The sequence below is a fragment of the Amycolatopsis aidingensis genome (assembly GCF_018885265.1).
Classification (GTDB): domain Bacteria; phylum Actinomycetota; class Actinomycetes; order Mycobacteriales; family Pseudonocardiaceae; genus Amycolatopsis; species Amycolatopsis aidingensis.
Genome location: NZ_CP076538.1, coordinates 786,878 through 801,097, shown reverse-complemented (window position 1 = coordinate 801,097; position 14,220 = coordinate 786,878). Strand labels below are relative to the sequence as shown.

Genomic DNA, 14,220 nt, shown 5'->3' with positions numbered 1-14,220 from the left:
CTCAGCCCGCGGTCAGCCATTCCCTCGCGGCCCGCACCCCGTCCGGGGTGACCTGGTGGCCGCCGGGGTGCCGGTGCGTGGTCACCTCGGCCGAACGATCCCTGAGCACGCGCACCAGTTCCTCCGCCGAGGGCAACGGGGCCATCGGGTCCTGCTCGCCGCCGGAGAGGAAGACCCTGCTGCCGCTCAGGTCATGCCGGGGCGGCTCGGGCACCGGCAGCATCGCGGCGAACGCGGCCGCCTCGGTCAGCGCGTCCGGCCGTAGCAGCACGGTCGCGGCGGCGATGTTGGCGCCGTTGGAGAAGCCGACCGCCACCAGCCTGCGCCCTGCCAGGCCGTACTCCGCCCGCGCGGCGAGCAGGAAGTCCGCGAGCTGCCCGGCACGGGCGAGCACGTCCTCGGTGTCGAACACGCCCTCGGCGAGCCTGCGGAACCATCTGGCCGCGCCGTGCTCGGACACCGGCCCGGCCGGGGCCAGCACCGGCGATCCGGGGCTCAGCTCGCGGGCGAGCCCCAGCAGGTCCTCGGGGCCCCCGCCGGTGCCGTGCAGGAGCAGCAACACCGGCGCCGCAGGGTCGCCTTCGAGGAAACGGTGTTCCAGCGACAGTCCACTCACGACCGCGGCTCCGGGTTGTTCTCGCTGGGCAGGTTCAGCTTCGGCAGGGCCGCCTCGATCTGCTCGCGGTCCGGCTCCAGCCACGGCGGCAGCTTCAGCGCGCGGCCCAGCTCCAGCAACGGCTCGTCGATCGCGAAGCCCGGCTCGTCCGTGGCGACCTCCAGCAGGGTGCCTGCGGGCTCCCGGAAGTAGATCGAGCGGAAGTACTGCCGGTCCAGGATGGAGGTGACCTGCACCCCGCGGTCCACCAGCTCCTCCCGCCATGCGGCCTGGGTGTCCTCGTCCGGGGCCCGCCAGGCGACGTGGTGCACCGTGCCCGCCGCGACCAGGCCATGCGGGGCGTCCGGGGTGACCAGCACGTCCACCAGCGCGCCGGGACCACCGGCACCGGCCTGGAAACGGAACCGGTTGCCGTCCCGCTCGCTGAAGCTGAGGCCGAGGCCCTCGGTCAGCATCCCGGCGGTGGCGTCCTCCCTGGACACCGACAGGGTCACCGAGTGCAGCCCGCGGATCGCGTGCTCTGCGGGCACATGCCCGTTGTCCCACGGGTCCCGCGGATCGCCCTGCGGGTGCGCCACCAGCGCCAGCGCGAGGCCGTCCGGGTCGCGCAGGGTCAGCACGTCCTCGGAGTCCCGGTTGACCACCCGGCTGGTCTGCACGCCCTGCTCCCGCAGGTGCCGCTCCCACCAGCCGATCGAGGCCTCCGGCACGGAGAAGGCCGTGGTGGTGGCCTGCCCCACACCACGCCGCCCGCTCGGGGCGTCCTTCCACGGGAAGAAGGTCAGCAGCGTGCCGGGCTTACCGGACTGGTCGCCGTAGTAGAGGTGATAGGTCCCTGGGTCGTCGAAGTTGACGGTGGTCTTCACCAGCCGCAGCCCGAGGGTGCGCAGGTAGAACTCGGCATTGCGCTGCGGGTCGCCGCCGATCGCGGTGACGTGGTGCAGGCCGCTGGTCTTGAAGGTCATCACGGGCTCCTTTGGCGGATACGTCCAACGCTAGTGACCAAATCTCTCGCGCGCAAGATATATTCCCGCGAGAGATTGGGTTAGACTGCACCCGTGCCCGATCCATGTACCGATGACGACGAGATGGTGACCTGGTGGGGCCTGGTGATCGAGGGCTACCTGGCCACCCAGGAGCGCCTGATGGGCGAGATCGCCGAGCGCTTCGACCTGGCCCCGGCCTCCTTCGACATCCTGATCCGGCTGATCCGCTCGCCGGAGTGCCGGATGCCGATGACCCGGCTGGCCGGCGAGGCAGCCCTTTCCAGCGGCGGCTTCACCAAGGTGGCCGATCGCCTCGTCGCCGCGGGCCTGATCCGCAGGGCGCCCAGCGAGCGGGACCGCAGGGTCACCTACGCGGTACTGACCGAGCACGGCAGGGACGTGGCCGAGCGCGCCCGGCACGCCTGCGCGGAGATCCTGCGCCGCCGGGTGCTGGAACCCCTCGGGCCCGCGGCGTCCGCATCGCTGGCCGAGGCGATGCGGACGCTGCGGGCCGCCAACGGTCCCGGGTCCTGAGTTACCGGGTGGCCGCGAGGTACTCCTCGATCGAGGGTGGCCCCTTGACGACCCAGGGCATGTAACCCTCCTGCCAGGTCATCCGGTTCTCGCCGACCACGGCGTCCACCACGGCCGTGCAGTGGTACACCCCGGTCTGGATGGCCCGGCACTCGTCGTAGATCAGGTAGCCGTTGTGCCCGAACTCGAAGTTCGCAGGGAACGCCTTGGGGCCGCGCCAGTCCATCACGATCGCGTCGTTTCCGTCGATATAGGACTTACCGCGGAAGATCAGGCCCTGGAAGGTCTGCCCGGTTCCCGCGGGGAACAACATCGGCAGGCCCTGGCTGATCAGCTTGCCAAGCGGACTATCCGCGAACTCGTCGAAGCCGGGCAACTCGGTAAGGCCCGCCACGAACCGGTTGGTGATCCGGCCACCGTCCTCGTTGGTGTACAGGCGCTTTCCTGCCCAGCCCCAGTACATCCCGGAGTCCTCGATCGCCCGGATCCAGCCGGTCTTGCCGCAGTCGGTGAACCGCTGCGGCAGCAGCTCGACGAACGGGTCGACGATTCCGCTGCCCGGATCGGTGAACCCGCTGAGGATCCAGTTCGGCAACTGGGCGATCTTCTCCTTACTCGAACACATCGGTAATGAGGTCGCCAGGTTGCCAGGACCGGGTGCCGGATCGCTGGACATCGGCGCGGGCGAGCCGCCGAACATCGGCCCGGACTGGCCGAGGAACTCGAAGATCTCGATCTTCCGCTGGTCCGAGGAGTGGATCAGGGCGCGGGTCGTGCGCAGGTAGTTCTTGTTGTAGCCGGAGCACGCCTCGCCGAGCTCGGCGTCGGTGCGGAACCGCGCATCCGGGTTGGCCGCCTTCCAGTCCGTCGCGAGGCGCAGCATGTCCCGCGGGCCGATGGCGCCGTCCCGCCGCACCGCGGGTTCCTGGCCGGGGTTGGGCACCAGCAGGCAGTTGTCGGCGATGTTGCGCACCCCGTCGCTGTCGAAGTCGGCATTGTCGTACTTCCCGAGCGGCTCGCCCGGCGGGATCGGCTCACCGAGCACCGGCTGCGTGCCGAACCCGTACGGACCCCACGGCCCATACCCGTCCCAGATGCTTCCGGCCTGTGCCGGGGCGACCGTCAGCCCCATCGACACGACCGCCGTGGCGGCGACGACCAGGGCTCTCCGGCCGCCGCGCAACGTGAACCCGCCCATTTCGTGCTCCCATCACCATTGATCGGAATGACACATCATTCCGGTGAAGGTAGCGAGTTGGCTACTCACGGGTCAACTAAGCCGATCGGGGGATTCCCGCCGCGGCTCAGGCGTCGTAATCGACCTTGACCTGCTCGCTGACCGGGAGGGACTGGCATGTCAGCACGAAGCCTGCAGCGACCTCGGACTCCTCCAGCGCGAAGTTGCGCCGCATGCGCACCTCCCCGTCCACCACCATCGCCCGGCAGGTTCCGCACACCCCGCCCTTACAGGCGAAGGGCAGGTCAGGGCGGGCGCGCTGGGCACCCTCCAGCACGGTGGTGTCCGGCGGCAGCGCGACCGTGGTGGCGCGGCCGTCCAGCAGCACGGTCACCTCGCTACCGCTACCTTCGGGCTCGGCATCCTCGCGGCGCACCGGATCCGGCGGCACGTCGTCCACATAGAACAGTTCGGTGTGTACCCGCTCGCGCGGGACATCGGCCTCGGCGAGCACCTCCTGTGCGGCGGTCACCATCGGATGCGGCCCGCACAGCCACCAGTGCGTCACCCGCTCGGCGGGAATCAGGGTGCCGAGCAGCGCGCGCAGCTTGGCCGGATCCAGCCGTCCGGTGAACAGCTCGGCCTCACGCGGTTCCCTGGACAGCACGTGCACCAGTTCCAGCCTGCTCGGCCAGCGGTCCTTCAGGTCGGCGACGTCGTCGGCGAACATCACCGTGTCGGCCCGCCGGTTCCCGTACAGCAGGGTGACGGTGACCTGCGGGTTGCGCAGCAGGGAGGCCGCGATGGACAGCACCGGGGTGATCCCGGAGCCCGCGGCGACGAGCACGTGGTGCCCCGGCTCGTCGAGGTCCGGGGTGAAGCTCCCGGCGGGCGGCTGCACCTCGATCTGGTCGCCAGGCCGCACCTCGTGCACCAGCCAGCCGGAGAACAGACCTCCCGGAACCTCGCGCACGCCGATCCGCAACCGGTCACCGGACGGGGCGCAGATGGAGTAGTTGCGCCGTTCCTCCCGGCCGTCCACGATGCGGCGCAGGGTCAGCGACTGCCCTGGCCTGAACTCGAACTCCGCGGCCAGTTCCGGTGGCACCTCGAAGGTCACCGCCACCGCGTCCGGGCACAGCCGCCGTACCTCGGCGACGGTCAGCGAGTGGAACCCGCTGCGGCGGCGGGTTTGCACGGGCGCGGTCATCAGATTTCCTTCACGTGTTCGAAGGGTTCCCGGCATACCACGCACCGGCGCAGCGACTTACAGGCCGTGGCGCTGAACTCCGAGAGCAGTTCGGTTTCCGGTGACTCGCAGCGGGGGCAGCGCACCCGCCGCACCGGAGGCGCCAGGTTCAGCGGCACCGGACCGCCGCCCCGCTCCGGCGCGCTTCCAGGGGGCGCGATACCCGCCTCGGCGAGCTTGCGCCTGCCAGCCGCGGTGATCCAGTCGGTCGACCACGGTGGGTGCAACACCGTGCGCACCTCGACCTCGACGTACCCGGCCTCGGTCAGCGCCCGCACCAGGTCGTCGCGCATGGTGTCCATGGCAGGACAGCCGGTGTAGGTCGGTGTGATCGACACGATCACTTTTCCGCCCACGACGGACACTTCACGCAGCACGCCGAGGTCGGCGAGGGTCACCATCGGCAGCTCCGGGTCGGTCACCGTCTCGGCGATCGACCTGGCGTCGGTCAGGGTCACCATGTCGCCTCCGGATGTGCTCTGGCCACGCTCTGCAGCTCGGCCAGCAGGTACCCCATGGTCTCGGTGTGCACCCCGTCCCGGCCCGCCTTCCCCGCGACCCGGCCCAGCTCGCCGCCTTCTGGCCGCTCCAGGGTGGCCGCGGGCAGCACCTGCGCCAGCACCTGGTCGAACTCGGCCCGCAACCCGGCCGGGTCCACCCCGATCCCGGCCTCGGCCAGCCGCAGCTCGATCTCGTGCGGCACGAACAGCTCGGCGACCAGCGGCCACACCGCGTCCAGCCCGGCCTGCATGCGCTGCCGGGACAGCTCGGTACCGTCGCCGAGCCGGACGACCCACTGCGCGGCGTAGTCGCGGTGGTAGGCGACCTCCTTGACCCCCTTGCCCGCGATCGCGGCCAGCACGGGGTCGCCGGAGCCGGTCAGCCCGCTCAGCAGGGCCAGCCGCCAGGTGGAAAACACCAGCAGCCGCGCCATCGAGTGGGCGAAGTCCCCGTTCTCCGGCTCCACCAGCCGCACGTTCCGGAACTCGTGCTCGGCGCGGAAGAACGCGAAGTGGTCCTCCCCCCGCCCGGTGCCGTCCGCCTTCCCGGCCCTTGCCAGCAGCAATCGTGCCTGGCCGAGCAGGTCCAGCCCGATGTTCGCCAGTGCCACCTCGTCCTCGAGCTCCGGCGCCTGGGTGCACCACTCCTGCAACCGGTGCGACATGACCAGTGCGTCATCCCCGAGCATCAGGCAGTAGGCTGCCAGGTCCGTTCCATCCACATCAGACGGAACTGTGGTGTCCACTCCGGACAACGGATCCTCGAACCCGGTGCCGAAGGCCCAGCGGGAGTCGTTCTCCTCGGTGATCGCCTCGTAGGCGTTGTCAAAAGACATGGCAAGACATCCCTTCAGATATGCGGGACGTCGTCGGGGATCTCGTAGAACGTCGGGTGCCGGTAGACCTTGTCCCCGCTTGGCGCGAAGAACGGGTCCTTCTCGTCCGGGCTGGACGCGGTGATGTCGGCGGCCCGCACCACCCAGATACTCACGCCCTCGTTGCGCCGGGTGTAGAGGTCGCGGGCGTTGCGCAGCGCCATCTGGTCGTCGGCCGCATGCAGCGAGCCGACATGCACGTGGTTCAGCCCGCGCTTACCCCGCACGAACACCTCATACAGCGGCCACGATGCTCGCGCGTTGTCACCTTCCGTCATGCGGCGGCCTCCGTGCTCGCGTGCTTGGCGGCATGCGTGGCTGCGGCCTCGCGCACCCAGGCGCCGTCCTCGTGCGCCCGGCGGCGGCGTTCCACCCGCTGCGCGTTGCATGGGCCGTTGCCGCGCAGCACCTCCTTGAACTCCGCCCAGTCGATCTCGCCGAAGTCGTAGTGCCCGCGGTCGGCGTTCCATTTCAGTTCGGGGTCGGGCAGGGTGACGCCGAGTGCCTGCGCCTGCGGCACGGTCATGTCCACGAACCGCTGACGCAGCTCGTCGTTGGTGTGCCGCTTGATCTTCCAGGCCATGGACTGCTCGGTGTTCGGCGAGTCGCCGTCTGGCGGGCCGAACATCATCAGTGAGGGCCACCAGTACCGGTCGGTGGCGTCCTGCACCATCTCCCGCTGCTCCGGCGTGCCGCGCATCATGGTCATCAGCAGCTCGTAGCCCTGCCGCTGGTGGAAGGACTCCTCCTTGCAGATCCGGATCATCGCCCGCGCATAGGGGCCGTAACTGCTGCGGCACAACGGAACCTGGTTGCAGATCGCCGCCCCGTCCACCAGCCAGCCGATCACTCCGACATCGGCGAAGGTCAGGGTCGGGTAGTTGAAGATGGAGGAGTACTTCTGCCGCCCGCTGATCAACCTCTCGGTCAGGTCGGTGCGGTCGGCGCCGAGGGTCTCCGCCGCGGAGTAGAGGTACAGCCCGTGCCCGGCCTCGTCCTGCACCTTGGCCAGCAGGATCGCCTTGCGGCGCAACGAAGGCGCGCGAGTGATCCAGTTGCCCTCCGGCTGCATGCCGATGATCTCCGAATGCGCGTGCTGCGCGATCTGCCTGATCATCGTCTTGCGGTAGCCATCCGGCAGCCAGTCCCTCGGCTCCAGCCGCTGGTCCTTCTCCAGGGTGCGCTCGAAATGGCGTTCCAGATCGTTCATCAGCGTTGCTCCTTGGCGACCAGGGTGAGCACGTCGTACTTGGCCACCGACTCGCCGTCGCCGTTGGTCACGTCCGCGTCCCAGCGCACCTCGCCGTAGTCGGCGTCCACCCGCGGGGTGATCTGCTTGGCGGTCAGCGTCACGGTCAGCGAGTCGCCCGGCTTGACCGGGGTGAGGAAGCGCAGGTTCTCCAGGCCGTAGTTGGCCAGCACCGGGCCGGGCTCCGGGGAGACGAACAGCCCGGCGGCGAAGGACACCACCAGGTAGCCGTGCGCCACGATGCCACCGAACAGCGGGTTCTCCCGTGCCGCCGCCTCGTCAGTGTGCGCGTAGAAGGTGTCCCCGGTGAACTCGGCGAAGTGGTCCACGTCCGCACTCGTGACGGTGCGTGGCCCGGCGACCACGGTGTCCCCCACCTTCAGCTCGGCAAGGGACTTGCGGAACGGGTGCTCGCCCTCCTGCCGCGGCGCGCCGGGCACCCAGCGGTTCGTGACCGCGCCGAGCACCTTCGGGCTCGCCTGCACGGCGGTGCGCTGCATATGGTGCAGCACCCCACGGATGCCAGCCATCTCCTCGCCGCCGCCTGCGCGGCCCGGCCCGCCGTGCACCAGCGCGGGCAGCGGCGAGCCGTGCCCGGTGGACTCCTTCGCGTCCTCGGCGTCCAGCACCAGCAGCCTGCCGTGCCATGGCGCGACGCCGAGCACCAGCTGCCTCGCGAACTCGGTGTCCGCGGTGACCACAGAGCCGACCAGGCTGCCCTTGCCCCTTGCCGCGAGCTCGATGACCTGCTCGGTGGAGGTGTAGGGCAGCAGGGTGGACACCGGCCCGAATGCCTCCACCTCGTGCGGTTCGGCCCGCTCGGGGTCGGCGGCCCGCAGCAGCACCGGTGAGACGAACGCGCCGCGTTCGGCGTCGGCGTCCACCACCTCCACCCGCTCCGGGTCGCCCGCGACCACGCTGCCCGCGTCCAGCAGCGCCTTCAGCGAGCGGCGAACCTCCTCGCGCTGCTCAAGGCTGGCCAGCGCACCCATCCGCACGCCGTCGGAGGCCGGGTTGCCCACGGTGACCTTGGCCAGCCGCTCGGCAGCCGCGGCGGCCACGTCATCGGCCAGCTCGGCCGGCACGAAGGCGCGGCGGATGGCGGTGCACTTCTGCCCCGCCTTCACCGTCATCTCGGTGACCAGCTGCTTGACGAACAGGTCGAACTCGGCGCTGCCGGGCTTCGCGTCCGGGCCGAGCACGGACAGGTTGAGCGAGTCGGCCTCGGCGTTGAACCGGACCGCATTGCGCACGATGGCCGGATGCGTGCGCAGCCGCTGCGCGGTGTCCGCGGAACCGGTGAAGGAGACGAGGTCCTGCTCGGTGAGGTGGTCCAGCAGGTCGCCCGCGCTGCCGCAGACGAGTTGCAGCGAGCCCTCCGGCAGCAGCCCGGAGTCCACGACGAGCTGGACCAGCCGCTCGGTCAGGTACGCGGTCTGGCTGGCCGGTTTGACCAGGCTGGGCACCCCGGCGAGGAAGGCGGGGGCGAACTTCTCCAGCGGCCCCCATACCGGGAAGTTGAAGGCGTTGATCTGCACGGCCACGCCCCGCAGCGGGGTGGCGATGTGCTGCCCGAGGAAGGTGCCGCCCTTGCCGAGCGGCTCCACCGCGCCGTCCACGTACACGGTGTCGTTTGGCAGCTCCCGCCTGCCCTTGCTGCCGTAGGCGAACAGCACCCCGATGCCGCCGTCGATGTCGAACTTGGCGTCGCCGAGGGTGGCCCCGGTGCGCAGGGACAGCTGGTACAGCTCCTCGCGGTGCTCGCGCAGCTGTGCGGCGAGCGCCTTGAGCAGCGCCGCCCGCTGGTGGAAGGTCAGCTCGCGCAGGGCGGGGCCCCCGGTGCGGCGCCCGTGGTCCAGCGCGGCCGCCATATCGACGCCCGCGGACGAGAGCCGGGCCACCTCCTCGCCGGTCACCGCGTCGTGCAGTGGCCTGCCCGCCTCCTGCGGCGTGTGCCACCGGCCGGAAACGTAGCTGCGCAGCAGGGCCATGAAGGCCAGCCTCCTCGGATCGTCTGGCTCGAATTACCAACCGTACGTTCAGTAATTCACGATACCTTGCCACGGCGGCCGCGGGTAGACCCGCGCGCCCAGAAGGTGGCCAGCGCGGAGCCGGAGATGTTGTGCCAGACCGAGAACAGCGCGGCAGGCAGGGCGGCCAGCGGTGCGAAGTGCACGGTGGCGAGGCTGGCCGCGAGCCCGGAGTTCTGCATCCCGACCTCGATGCTGATCGCCCGGCGGGCGCTCTCCCCCACCCCGGCGAGCCTGCCTGCGAGGTAGCCGAGCAGCAGGCCCGCGCCGTTGTGCGCGATCACCGCGAGGACCAGCAACGCCCCGCTGCTCGCGGCGACGTCGGCGTTCACCCCGACCACCGCCGCCACCACGACCACGATCCCGGTGACCGAGACCAGCGGCAGGTACGGCAGCACCCGCTGCACGAACCCGCCTGCCAGCAGCCGCACCAGCACCCCGGCCACGATCGGCACCAGCACGATCTCCAGGATCGAGCGGAACAGGGCCCAGGGATCCACCGGCAGCGTCGACCCGCCGAGCCAGAGCACCAGCAGCGGGGTGAGCAGCGGCGCGAGCAGGGTGGACACCGAGGTGAGGGTGACCGAGAGGGCCACATCGCCGCGGCCGAGGTAGACCACCACATTCGAGGCGGTGCCGCCGGGCGCGGAGCCGACCAGGATCATGCCGAGCAGCAGCAGTGGTTCCAGGCCGAGCAGGGTGCCGATGCTCCACGCGGCCAGCGGCATGATCAGGTACTGGGCCACCAGGCCGAGCAGCACCACCAGCGGGCGGCGCAGCACCAGCGCGAAGTCGCCGGGCCGCAGGGTGAGACCCATCCCGAACATGATCACGCCGAGCAGCAGCGGGATCTGCGGGGCGAGGGCGGCGGATGGCTCGGGCAACAGCAGCCCGAGCGCGCCGCCAAGCAGCACCAGCGGGGCGAACCAGCGGCCCGCGAAGGTGGCGATCCGCAACAGGAAATTGGACACGAACTCCCCCAAGGAGGCCGGGGCCGCGCCCGGTCACGCGCGGCGCATGATCACCGCAGGCTAACCCGCCGCAAGGGCCCTGAACGTGCCGATCGAGACGCCCAACGTCGCGAACGGCACTATTGGGACGTTCAACGTCCGGAAAGCCACGTTCAGGGCACTACCGCCAGCGCAGGGGGAGGTGCGTGATGCCGTTGATGAAGTTCGAGGTCAGCCGCCGCGGCGGACCGTCCAGCTCCACCTCGGGCAGCCGGGCCAGCAGCTCGGCGAAGAAGATCCGCAGCTGCAGCCGGCCGAAGTGGGCCCCGAGGCACAGATGCGGTCCCTGTCCGAAGGCAAGGTGGTCGTTGGGCTGCCTGCCGGGGTCGAAGCGGAAAGGGTCGGGGAAGGCGCGCTCGTCGTAGTGCGCAGAGGCGTGGTAGACGACCACCTTGTCGCCCTCCCGGATGCGCACGCCGCCCAGTTCGGTGTCGGTGCTGGCGGTGCGGCGGAAGCTGAGCACCGGCGGGTGCCAGCGCAGGATCTCCTCCACCGCGCTCGGCAGCAGGCCGGGATCGGCGCGTACCCGCCGGTACTGCTCCGGATGCTCGGCCAGCGCGAGCACCCCGCCTGGCAGGGCGCTGCGCACGGTGTCGTTACCGGCGATCACCACCAGGAAGAAGAACATCTCCAGCTCGGCCTCGTCCAGCCCTCGACCGTCCACTTCGGCCTGGACCAGCGCGGTCATCAGGTCCTCGCCGGGATGTTCGCGCTTGTGGGCGGCCAGTTCGCGGGCATAGCCGAACATATCGGCGAGCATCGCGGGCGAGCGCGGGTTCACCGGCCTGCCCTGGTCGTCCCGCACGGTCTCGGCGTGTTCGGGATCCTGGTACCCGATCACCCGGTTGGTCCAGTGCAGCAGCAGCTCGCGGTCGGCATGCGGCACCCCGAGCAGGTCGGCGAGGTTGGCCAGCGGGAAGTCGTCGGTCACCTCCACCGGCAGGTCGCAGTGGCCGCGCGGGGCCACCGCGTCCAGCAATGACCGGGCACGCTGGGTGATCCGCTCGCTGAGGCGTTCCAGCCTGCGCCGGGTGAACACCGCCGCCGCGAGACCGCGCAGCCTGCGATGCTCCGGCGGGTCCATGTTCAGCATCATCCTGCGGATGAACGCCAGGTCCGTGGGCTCGGGGTCGCGGATCTGGGTGGCGCCGAGCCAGGAGGAGAACACCTCCGGGGTGCGCAGCACGTGTTTCACATCGGCGTAGCGGGTGACCGCCCAGTAGCCGGGGCCAGCGGGCCAGTCCAGCACCTCGTGCTCCTCTTGCCAGCACACCGGCGTGGTGTCCCGCAGCACGCGGAACTCCTCGTGCGGCAGGCCGCGGGCGAACACCCGCGGGTCGAAGACATCCGGCGACTCAGTCCCAGTCATGGAAGCCCCTGCCGGTCTTGCGGCCCAGCTCGCCCCTTGCCACCTTGTCCCGCAACAGCTGCGGCGGGGCGAACCGGTCGCCGAGCGTGCCGTGCAGGTACTCCGCGATGGCCAGCCGCACGTCGAGGCCAACCAGGTCGGTGGAGCGCAGCGGGCCCATCGGGTGCCGGTAGCCCAGCTCCATCGCGTTGTCGATGGACTCGGCGTCGGCCACCCCTTCCTCCAGCATCCGGATCGCCTCCAGGCCGAGCAGCACGCCCAGCCTGCTGGTGGCGAAGCCAGGCGAGTCCCGCACCACGACCTCGGTCTTGTCCAGGCCGCGTACCCAGCCGAGTACCCGACGCCTGGTCTCGGCGCTGGTTTCGGCGGCGAGCACCACCTCGACCAGCTTGGACGGCGGTACCGGGTTGAAGAAGTGCATGCCGAGGAAGCGGCCGGGGTCCTTCAGCCCGGCCCCGAGCTCGGTCACCGACAGCGAGCTGGTGTTCGTGGCGAGAACAGTTTGCCCGCTAACTGCACTCTCGGCGGCGGCCAGCACCTCGACCTTGAGGTCGGCGCGTTCCGGCACCGCCTCCACCACCAGGTCGACGTCCGAGGGGAACTCGGTGGGATCGGTGCCCACTCGCACCCTGGTGAGCACCTCGGCCGGGTCGGTGTCGAGCTTGCCGCGCTCGGCGGCCCGGCGCAGGCCGGTGCCGACCCGCTCGGCCGCGGCGTCGGCCGCGCCCGCGTCACCCTCGACGACGATCACCTCGGCCCCCGCCGTCGCGAACACCTGGGCGATCCCGGCGCCCATCCGCCCGCCGCCGATCACGCCCACCTTTTCCGGCACCGCAGTCATGAACAACTCCTCTTGACACCTTCACCGACCGACACACAGTATTAACCGTCCATTCGGTCAGTAAGCAAGGCAGGAAGCTAGCTTGGACGAACGCAACGCCGCGCACGCCATGTTCGACGTGGATGAGGCGTCCCGCTCACTGGGCATCGAGTTGCTCGAGGCGGGCGGTGGCCGCGCGGTGGCCACGATGCGCGTCACCGGCTCGATGGTGAACGGGCACGACATCGTGCACGGCGGTTACGTATTCCTGCTCGCCGACACCACCTTCGCCTGCGCCTGCAACAGCCACGGCCCGGTGACCGTGGCCGCGGGCGCGGACATCACCTTCGTCGCGCCTGCCAAGCGGGGCGACGAACTGGTGGCCACGGCCGAGGAACGCACCCGCTACGGGCGCAGCGGTATCTACGACGTGACCGTGCGTCGCGGGGACGAGGTGATCGCCGAGTTCCGCGGCCGCAGCCGGGTCATCGGGCAGGAGGCAGGGTGAGTGAGCCGGAGAACCTCGGCGTGGACGAACTGCGCGCACGGCAACTTGAGCGTCTACAGTGGACACTTCGGCACGCCTACGACAATGTTCCCTGCTATCGCGCGAAGTTCGAGGCTGCCGGAGTGCATCCGGACGACTGCCGCAGCCTCGACGACCTGGCGAAGTTCCCCATGACCACCAAGGATGACCTGCGGGAGAACTACCCGTTCGGGATGTTCGCGGTGCCGCAGCAGCAGGTGAGCCGGATCCACGCCTCCAGCGGCACCACCGGGAAACCGACCGTGGTGGGCTACACCCAGCAGGACATCGACACCTGGGCCACGGTGATGGCCAGGTCGATCCGCGCCGCTGGTGGCCGCCCAGGGGACAAGGTGCACGTCGCGTACGGCTACGGCCTGTTCACCGGCGGGCTCGGCGCGCACTACGGAGCGGAAAAGCTCGGCTGCACGGTGATCCCGGCTTCCGGCGGGATGACCGCGCGGCAGGTGCAGCTGATCGTGGACTTCCGGCCGGAGATCATCATGGTCACCCCGACCTACCTGCTGACCCTGCTGGACGAGTTCGAGCGGCAGGGCGTGGACCCGCGCAGTACCGCGCTGCGGGTCGGCATCTTCGGCGCCGAGCCGTGGACCGAGGAGATGCGTGCCGAGATCGAGGACCGCACCGGCATGGACGCGGTGGACATCTACGGGCTGTCCGAGGTGATGGGGCCCGGGGTGGCGCAGGAGAGCGTGCGGACCAAGGACGGGCTGCACATCTGGGAGGACCATTTCTACCCCGAGGTGATCGACCCGCATTCCGAGCAGGTGCTGGAGCCCGGCGAGCGCGGCGAGTTGCTGTTCACCTCGCTCACCAAGCAGGCACTGCCGATCATCCGGTACCGGACAAGGGACCTCACCCGGCTGCTGCCCGGCACCGCGTTCCCGGCATTCCGGCGGATGGAGAAGGTCACCGGCCGCTCCGACGACCTGATCATCCTGCGCGGGGTGAACCTGTTCCCCACCCAGATCGAGGAGATCGTGCTGCGCACCGAGGGCCTGGCCCCGCACTTCCAGCTGGAACTGACCACCAAGGACCGGCTGGACCAGCTCACCGTGCATGTGGAGGCCCGCGAGGACACCCCGGAGGGCAGACGGGTGAGCGCGGCCACCGAGCTGGTTGCCGAGGTCAAGAACCGGATCGGGGTGAGCGTGGAGGTGGCGGTGCAGGAACCGGACAGCCTGGAGCGGTCGCTGGGTAAGTTACGGCGCGTGATCGACCGCAGGAAAACCGGCTGACAGCCGCTGCGATACTCCTA

At 70.2% G+C, this 14,220-nt stretch carries 15 protein-coding genes; 3 read left to right on the top strand and 12 right to left on the bottom strand.

What is annotated here, in order from left to right; genetic code table 11:
* Nucleotide 1: 1 nt before the first annotated feature.
* Both KOI47_RS03915 and KOI47_RS03910 read right to left on the bottom strand, forming a co-directional pair.
* The gene (locus KOI47_RS03915; RefSeq protein ID WP_216214056.1) at nucleotides 2-616 is read right to left on the bottom strand and encodes an alpha/beta hydrolase; all 615 of its coding nucleotides are present in this window, start codon (nucleotides 614-616) and stop codon (nucleotides 2-4) included.
* A complete protein-coding gene (locus tag KOI47_RS03910) occupies nucleotides 613-1,581 on the bottom strand; it encodes a ring-cleaving dioxygenase (RefSeq protein ID WP_216214055.1) in 969 nt (322 codons plus the stop codon). Before KOI47_RS03910 ends, KOI47_RS03915 begins: the two co-directional genes overlap by 4 nt.
* A 123-nt stretch (nucleotides 1,582-1,704) precedes the next feature.
* Between KOI47_RS03910 and KOI47_RS03905 the strand changes: the two genes are divergently transcribed.
* Nucleotides 1,705-2,136: a MarR family winged helix-turn-helix transcriptional regulator gene (locus tag KOI47_RS03905; RefSeq protein WP_216217066.1), complete on the top strand. Its 432-nt coding sequence runs from the start codon at nucleotides 1,705-1,707 to the stop codon at nucleotides 2,134-2,136.
* Nucleotide 2,137: 1 nt separating this feature from the next.
* Here the strand turns inward: KOI47_RS03905 and KOI47_RS03900 are convergent, their stop codons facing one another.
* From KOI47_RS03900 to KOI47_RS03855, 10 genes are all read right to left on the bottom strand, one after another.
* On the bottom strand, nucleotides 2,138-3,334 hold the full coding sequence (locus KOI47_RS03900) for a thrombospondin type 3 repeat-containing protein (RefSeq protein WP_216214053.1): 1,197 nt from the start codon (nucleotides 3,332-3,334) through the stop codon (nucleotides 2,138-2,140).
* A gap of 106 nt (nucleotides 3,335-3,440) precedes the next feature.
* Nucleotides 3,441-4,523 (bottom strand): 1,2-phenylacetyl-CoA epoxidase subunit PaaE, encoded by a 1,083-nt coding sequence (paaE, locus tag KOI47_RS03895; protein WP_216214051.1) that lies wholly within the window; start codon nucleotides 4,521-4,523, stop codon nucleotides 3,441-3,443.
* Nucleotides 4,523-5,023 carry a 1,2-phenylacetyl-CoA epoxidase subunit PaaD gene (gene paaD, locus KOI47_RS03890; RefSeq protein WP_216214050.1) on the bottom strand — a complete coding sequence of 167 codons (501 nt, stop codon included), beginning with the start codon at nucleotides 5,021-5,023 and terminating at the stop codon, nucleotides 4,523-4,525. The genes paaE and paaD overlap by 1 nt, the downstream gene beginning before the upstream one ends.
* Nucleotides 5,017-5,898, bottom strand: a complete 882-nt coding sequence (gene paaC, locus KOI47_RS03885; RefSeq protein ID WP_216214049.1) for a 1,2-phenylacetyl-CoA epoxidase subunit PaaC — start codon at nucleotides 5,896-5,898, stop codon at nucleotides 5,017-5,019. Before paaC ends, paaD begins: the two co-directional genes overlap by 7 nt.
* A gap of 14 nt (nucleotides 5,899-5,912) precedes the next feature.
* Nucleotides 5,913-6,215: a 1,2-phenylacetyl-CoA epoxidase subunit PaaB gene (paaB, locus tag KOI47_RS03880; RefSeq protein WP_216214048.1), complete on the bottom strand. Its 303-nt coding sequence runs from the start codon at nucleotides 6,213-6,215 to the stop codon at nucleotides 5,913-5,915.
* On the bottom strand, nucleotides 6,212-7,147 hold the full coding sequence (paaA, locus tag KOI47_RS03875) for a 1,2-phenylacetyl-CoA epoxidase subunit PaaA (protein ID WP_216214047.1): 936 nt from the start codon (nucleotides 7,145-7,147) through the stop codon (nucleotides 6,212-6,214). Before paaA ends, paaB begins: the two co-directional genes overlap by 4 nt.
* A complete protein-coding gene (gene paaZ, locus KOI47_RS03870; RefSeq protein ID WP_216214046.1) occupies nucleotides 7,147-9,177 on the bottom strand; it encodes a phenylacetic acid degradation bifunctional protein PaaZ in 2,031 nt (676 codons plus the stop codon). The genes paaA and paaZ overlap by 1 nt, the downstream gene beginning before the upstream one ends.
* 56 nt (nucleotides 9,178-9,233) lie before the next feature.
* The gene (locus KOI47_RS03865; protein WP_232376524.1) at nucleotides 9,234-10,187 is read right to left on the bottom strand and encodes a bile acid:sodium symporter family protein; all 954 of its coding nucleotides are present in this window, start codon (nucleotides 10,185-10,187) and stop codon (nucleotides 9,234-9,236) included.
* 160 nt (nucleotides 10,188-10,347) lie between these two features.
* Nucleotides 10,348-11,595 carry a cytochrome P450 gene (locus KOI47_RS03860; RefSeq protein WP_216214045.1) on the bottom strand — a complete coding sequence of 416 codons (1,248 nt, stop codon included), beginning with the start codon at nucleotides 11,593-11,595 and terminating at the stop codon, nucleotides 10,348-10,350.
* A complete protein-coding gene (locus tag KOI47_RS03855; RefSeq protein WP_216214044.1) occupies nucleotides 11,582-12,436 on the bottom strand; it encodes a 3-hydroxyacyl-CoA dehydrogenase family protein in 855 nt (284 codons plus the stop codon). The genes KOI47_RS03860 and KOI47_RS03855 overlap by 14 nt, the downstream gene beginning before the upstream one ends.
* A gap of 109 nt (nucleotides 12,437-12,545) precedes the next feature.
* On the opposite strand from KOI47_RS03855, the gene paaI reads away from it, so the two are divergent.
* Both paaI and paaK read left to right on the top strand, forming a co-directional pair.
* The gene (paaI, locus tag KOI47_RS03850; RefSeq protein WP_216217064.1) at nucleotides 12,546-12,923 is read left to right on the top strand and encodes a hydroxyphenylacetyl-CoA thioesterase PaaI; all 378 of its coding nucleotides are present in this window, start codon (nucleotides 12,546-12,548) and stop codon (nucleotides 12,921-12,923) included.
* A complete protein-coding gene (gene paaK, locus KOI47_RS03845) occupies nucleotides 12,920-14,200 on the top strand; it encodes a phenylacetate--CoA ligase PaaK (RefSeq protein WP_216214043.1) in 1,281 nt (426 codons plus the stop codon). The genes paaI and paaK overlap by 4 nt, the downstream gene beginning before the upstream one ends.
* Nucleotides 14,201-14,220: the final 20 nt, after the last annotated feature.

Excerpts from the sequence above, each read along its gene's own strand:
- KOI47_RS03905 (WP_216217066.1), top strand. The coding sequence starts at position 1,705 with ATGGTGACCTGGTGGGGCCTGGTGATCGAGGGCTACCTGGCCACCCAG.
- paaD (WP_216214050.1), bottom strand. The coding sequence starts at position 5,023 with ATGGTGACCCTGACCGACGCCAGGTCGATCGCCGAGACGGTGACCGAC.
- KOI47_RS03860 (WP_216214045.1), bottom strand. The coding sequence starts at position 11,595 with ATGACTGGGACTGAGTCGCCGGATGTCTTCGACCCGCGGGTGTTCGCC.
- paaE (WP_216214051.1), bottom strand. The coding sequence starts at position 4,523 with ATGACCGCGCCCGTGCAAACCCGCCGCCGCAGCGGGTTCCACTCGCTG.
- KOI47_RS03910 (WP_216214055.1), bottom strand. The coding sequence starts at position 1,581 with ATGACCTTCAAGACCAGCGGCCTGCACCACGTCACCGCGATCGGCGGC.
- KOI47_RS03855 (WP_216214044.1), bottom strand. The coding sequence starts at position 12,436 with ATGACTGCGGTGCCGGAAAAGGTGGGCGTGATCGGCGGCGGGCGGATG.
- paaB (WP_216214048.1), bottom strand. The coding sequence starts at position 6,215 with ATGACGGAAGGTGACAACGCGCGAGCATCGTGGCCGCTGTATGAGGTG.
- paaI (WP_216217064.1), top strand. The coding sequence starts at position 12,546 with ATGTTCGACGTGGATGAGGCGTCCCGCTCACTGGGCATCGAGTTGCTC.
- paaC (WP_216214049.1), bottom strand. The coding sequence starts at position 5,898 with ATGTCTTTTGACAACGCCTACGAGGCGATCACCGAGGAGAACGACTCC.
- KOI47_RS03900 (WP_216214053.1), bottom strand. The coding sequence starts at position 3,334 with ATGGGCGGGTTCACGTTGCGCGGCGGCCGGAGAGCCCTGGTCGTCGCC.
- paaZ (WP_216214046.1), bottom strand. The coding sequence starts at position 9,177 with ATGGCCCTGCTGCGCAGCTACGTTTCCGGCCGGTGGCACACGCCGCAG.
- paaA (WP_216214047.1), bottom strand. The coding sequence starts at position 7,147 with ATGAACGATCTGGAACGCCATTTCGAGCGCACCCTGGAGAAGGACCAG.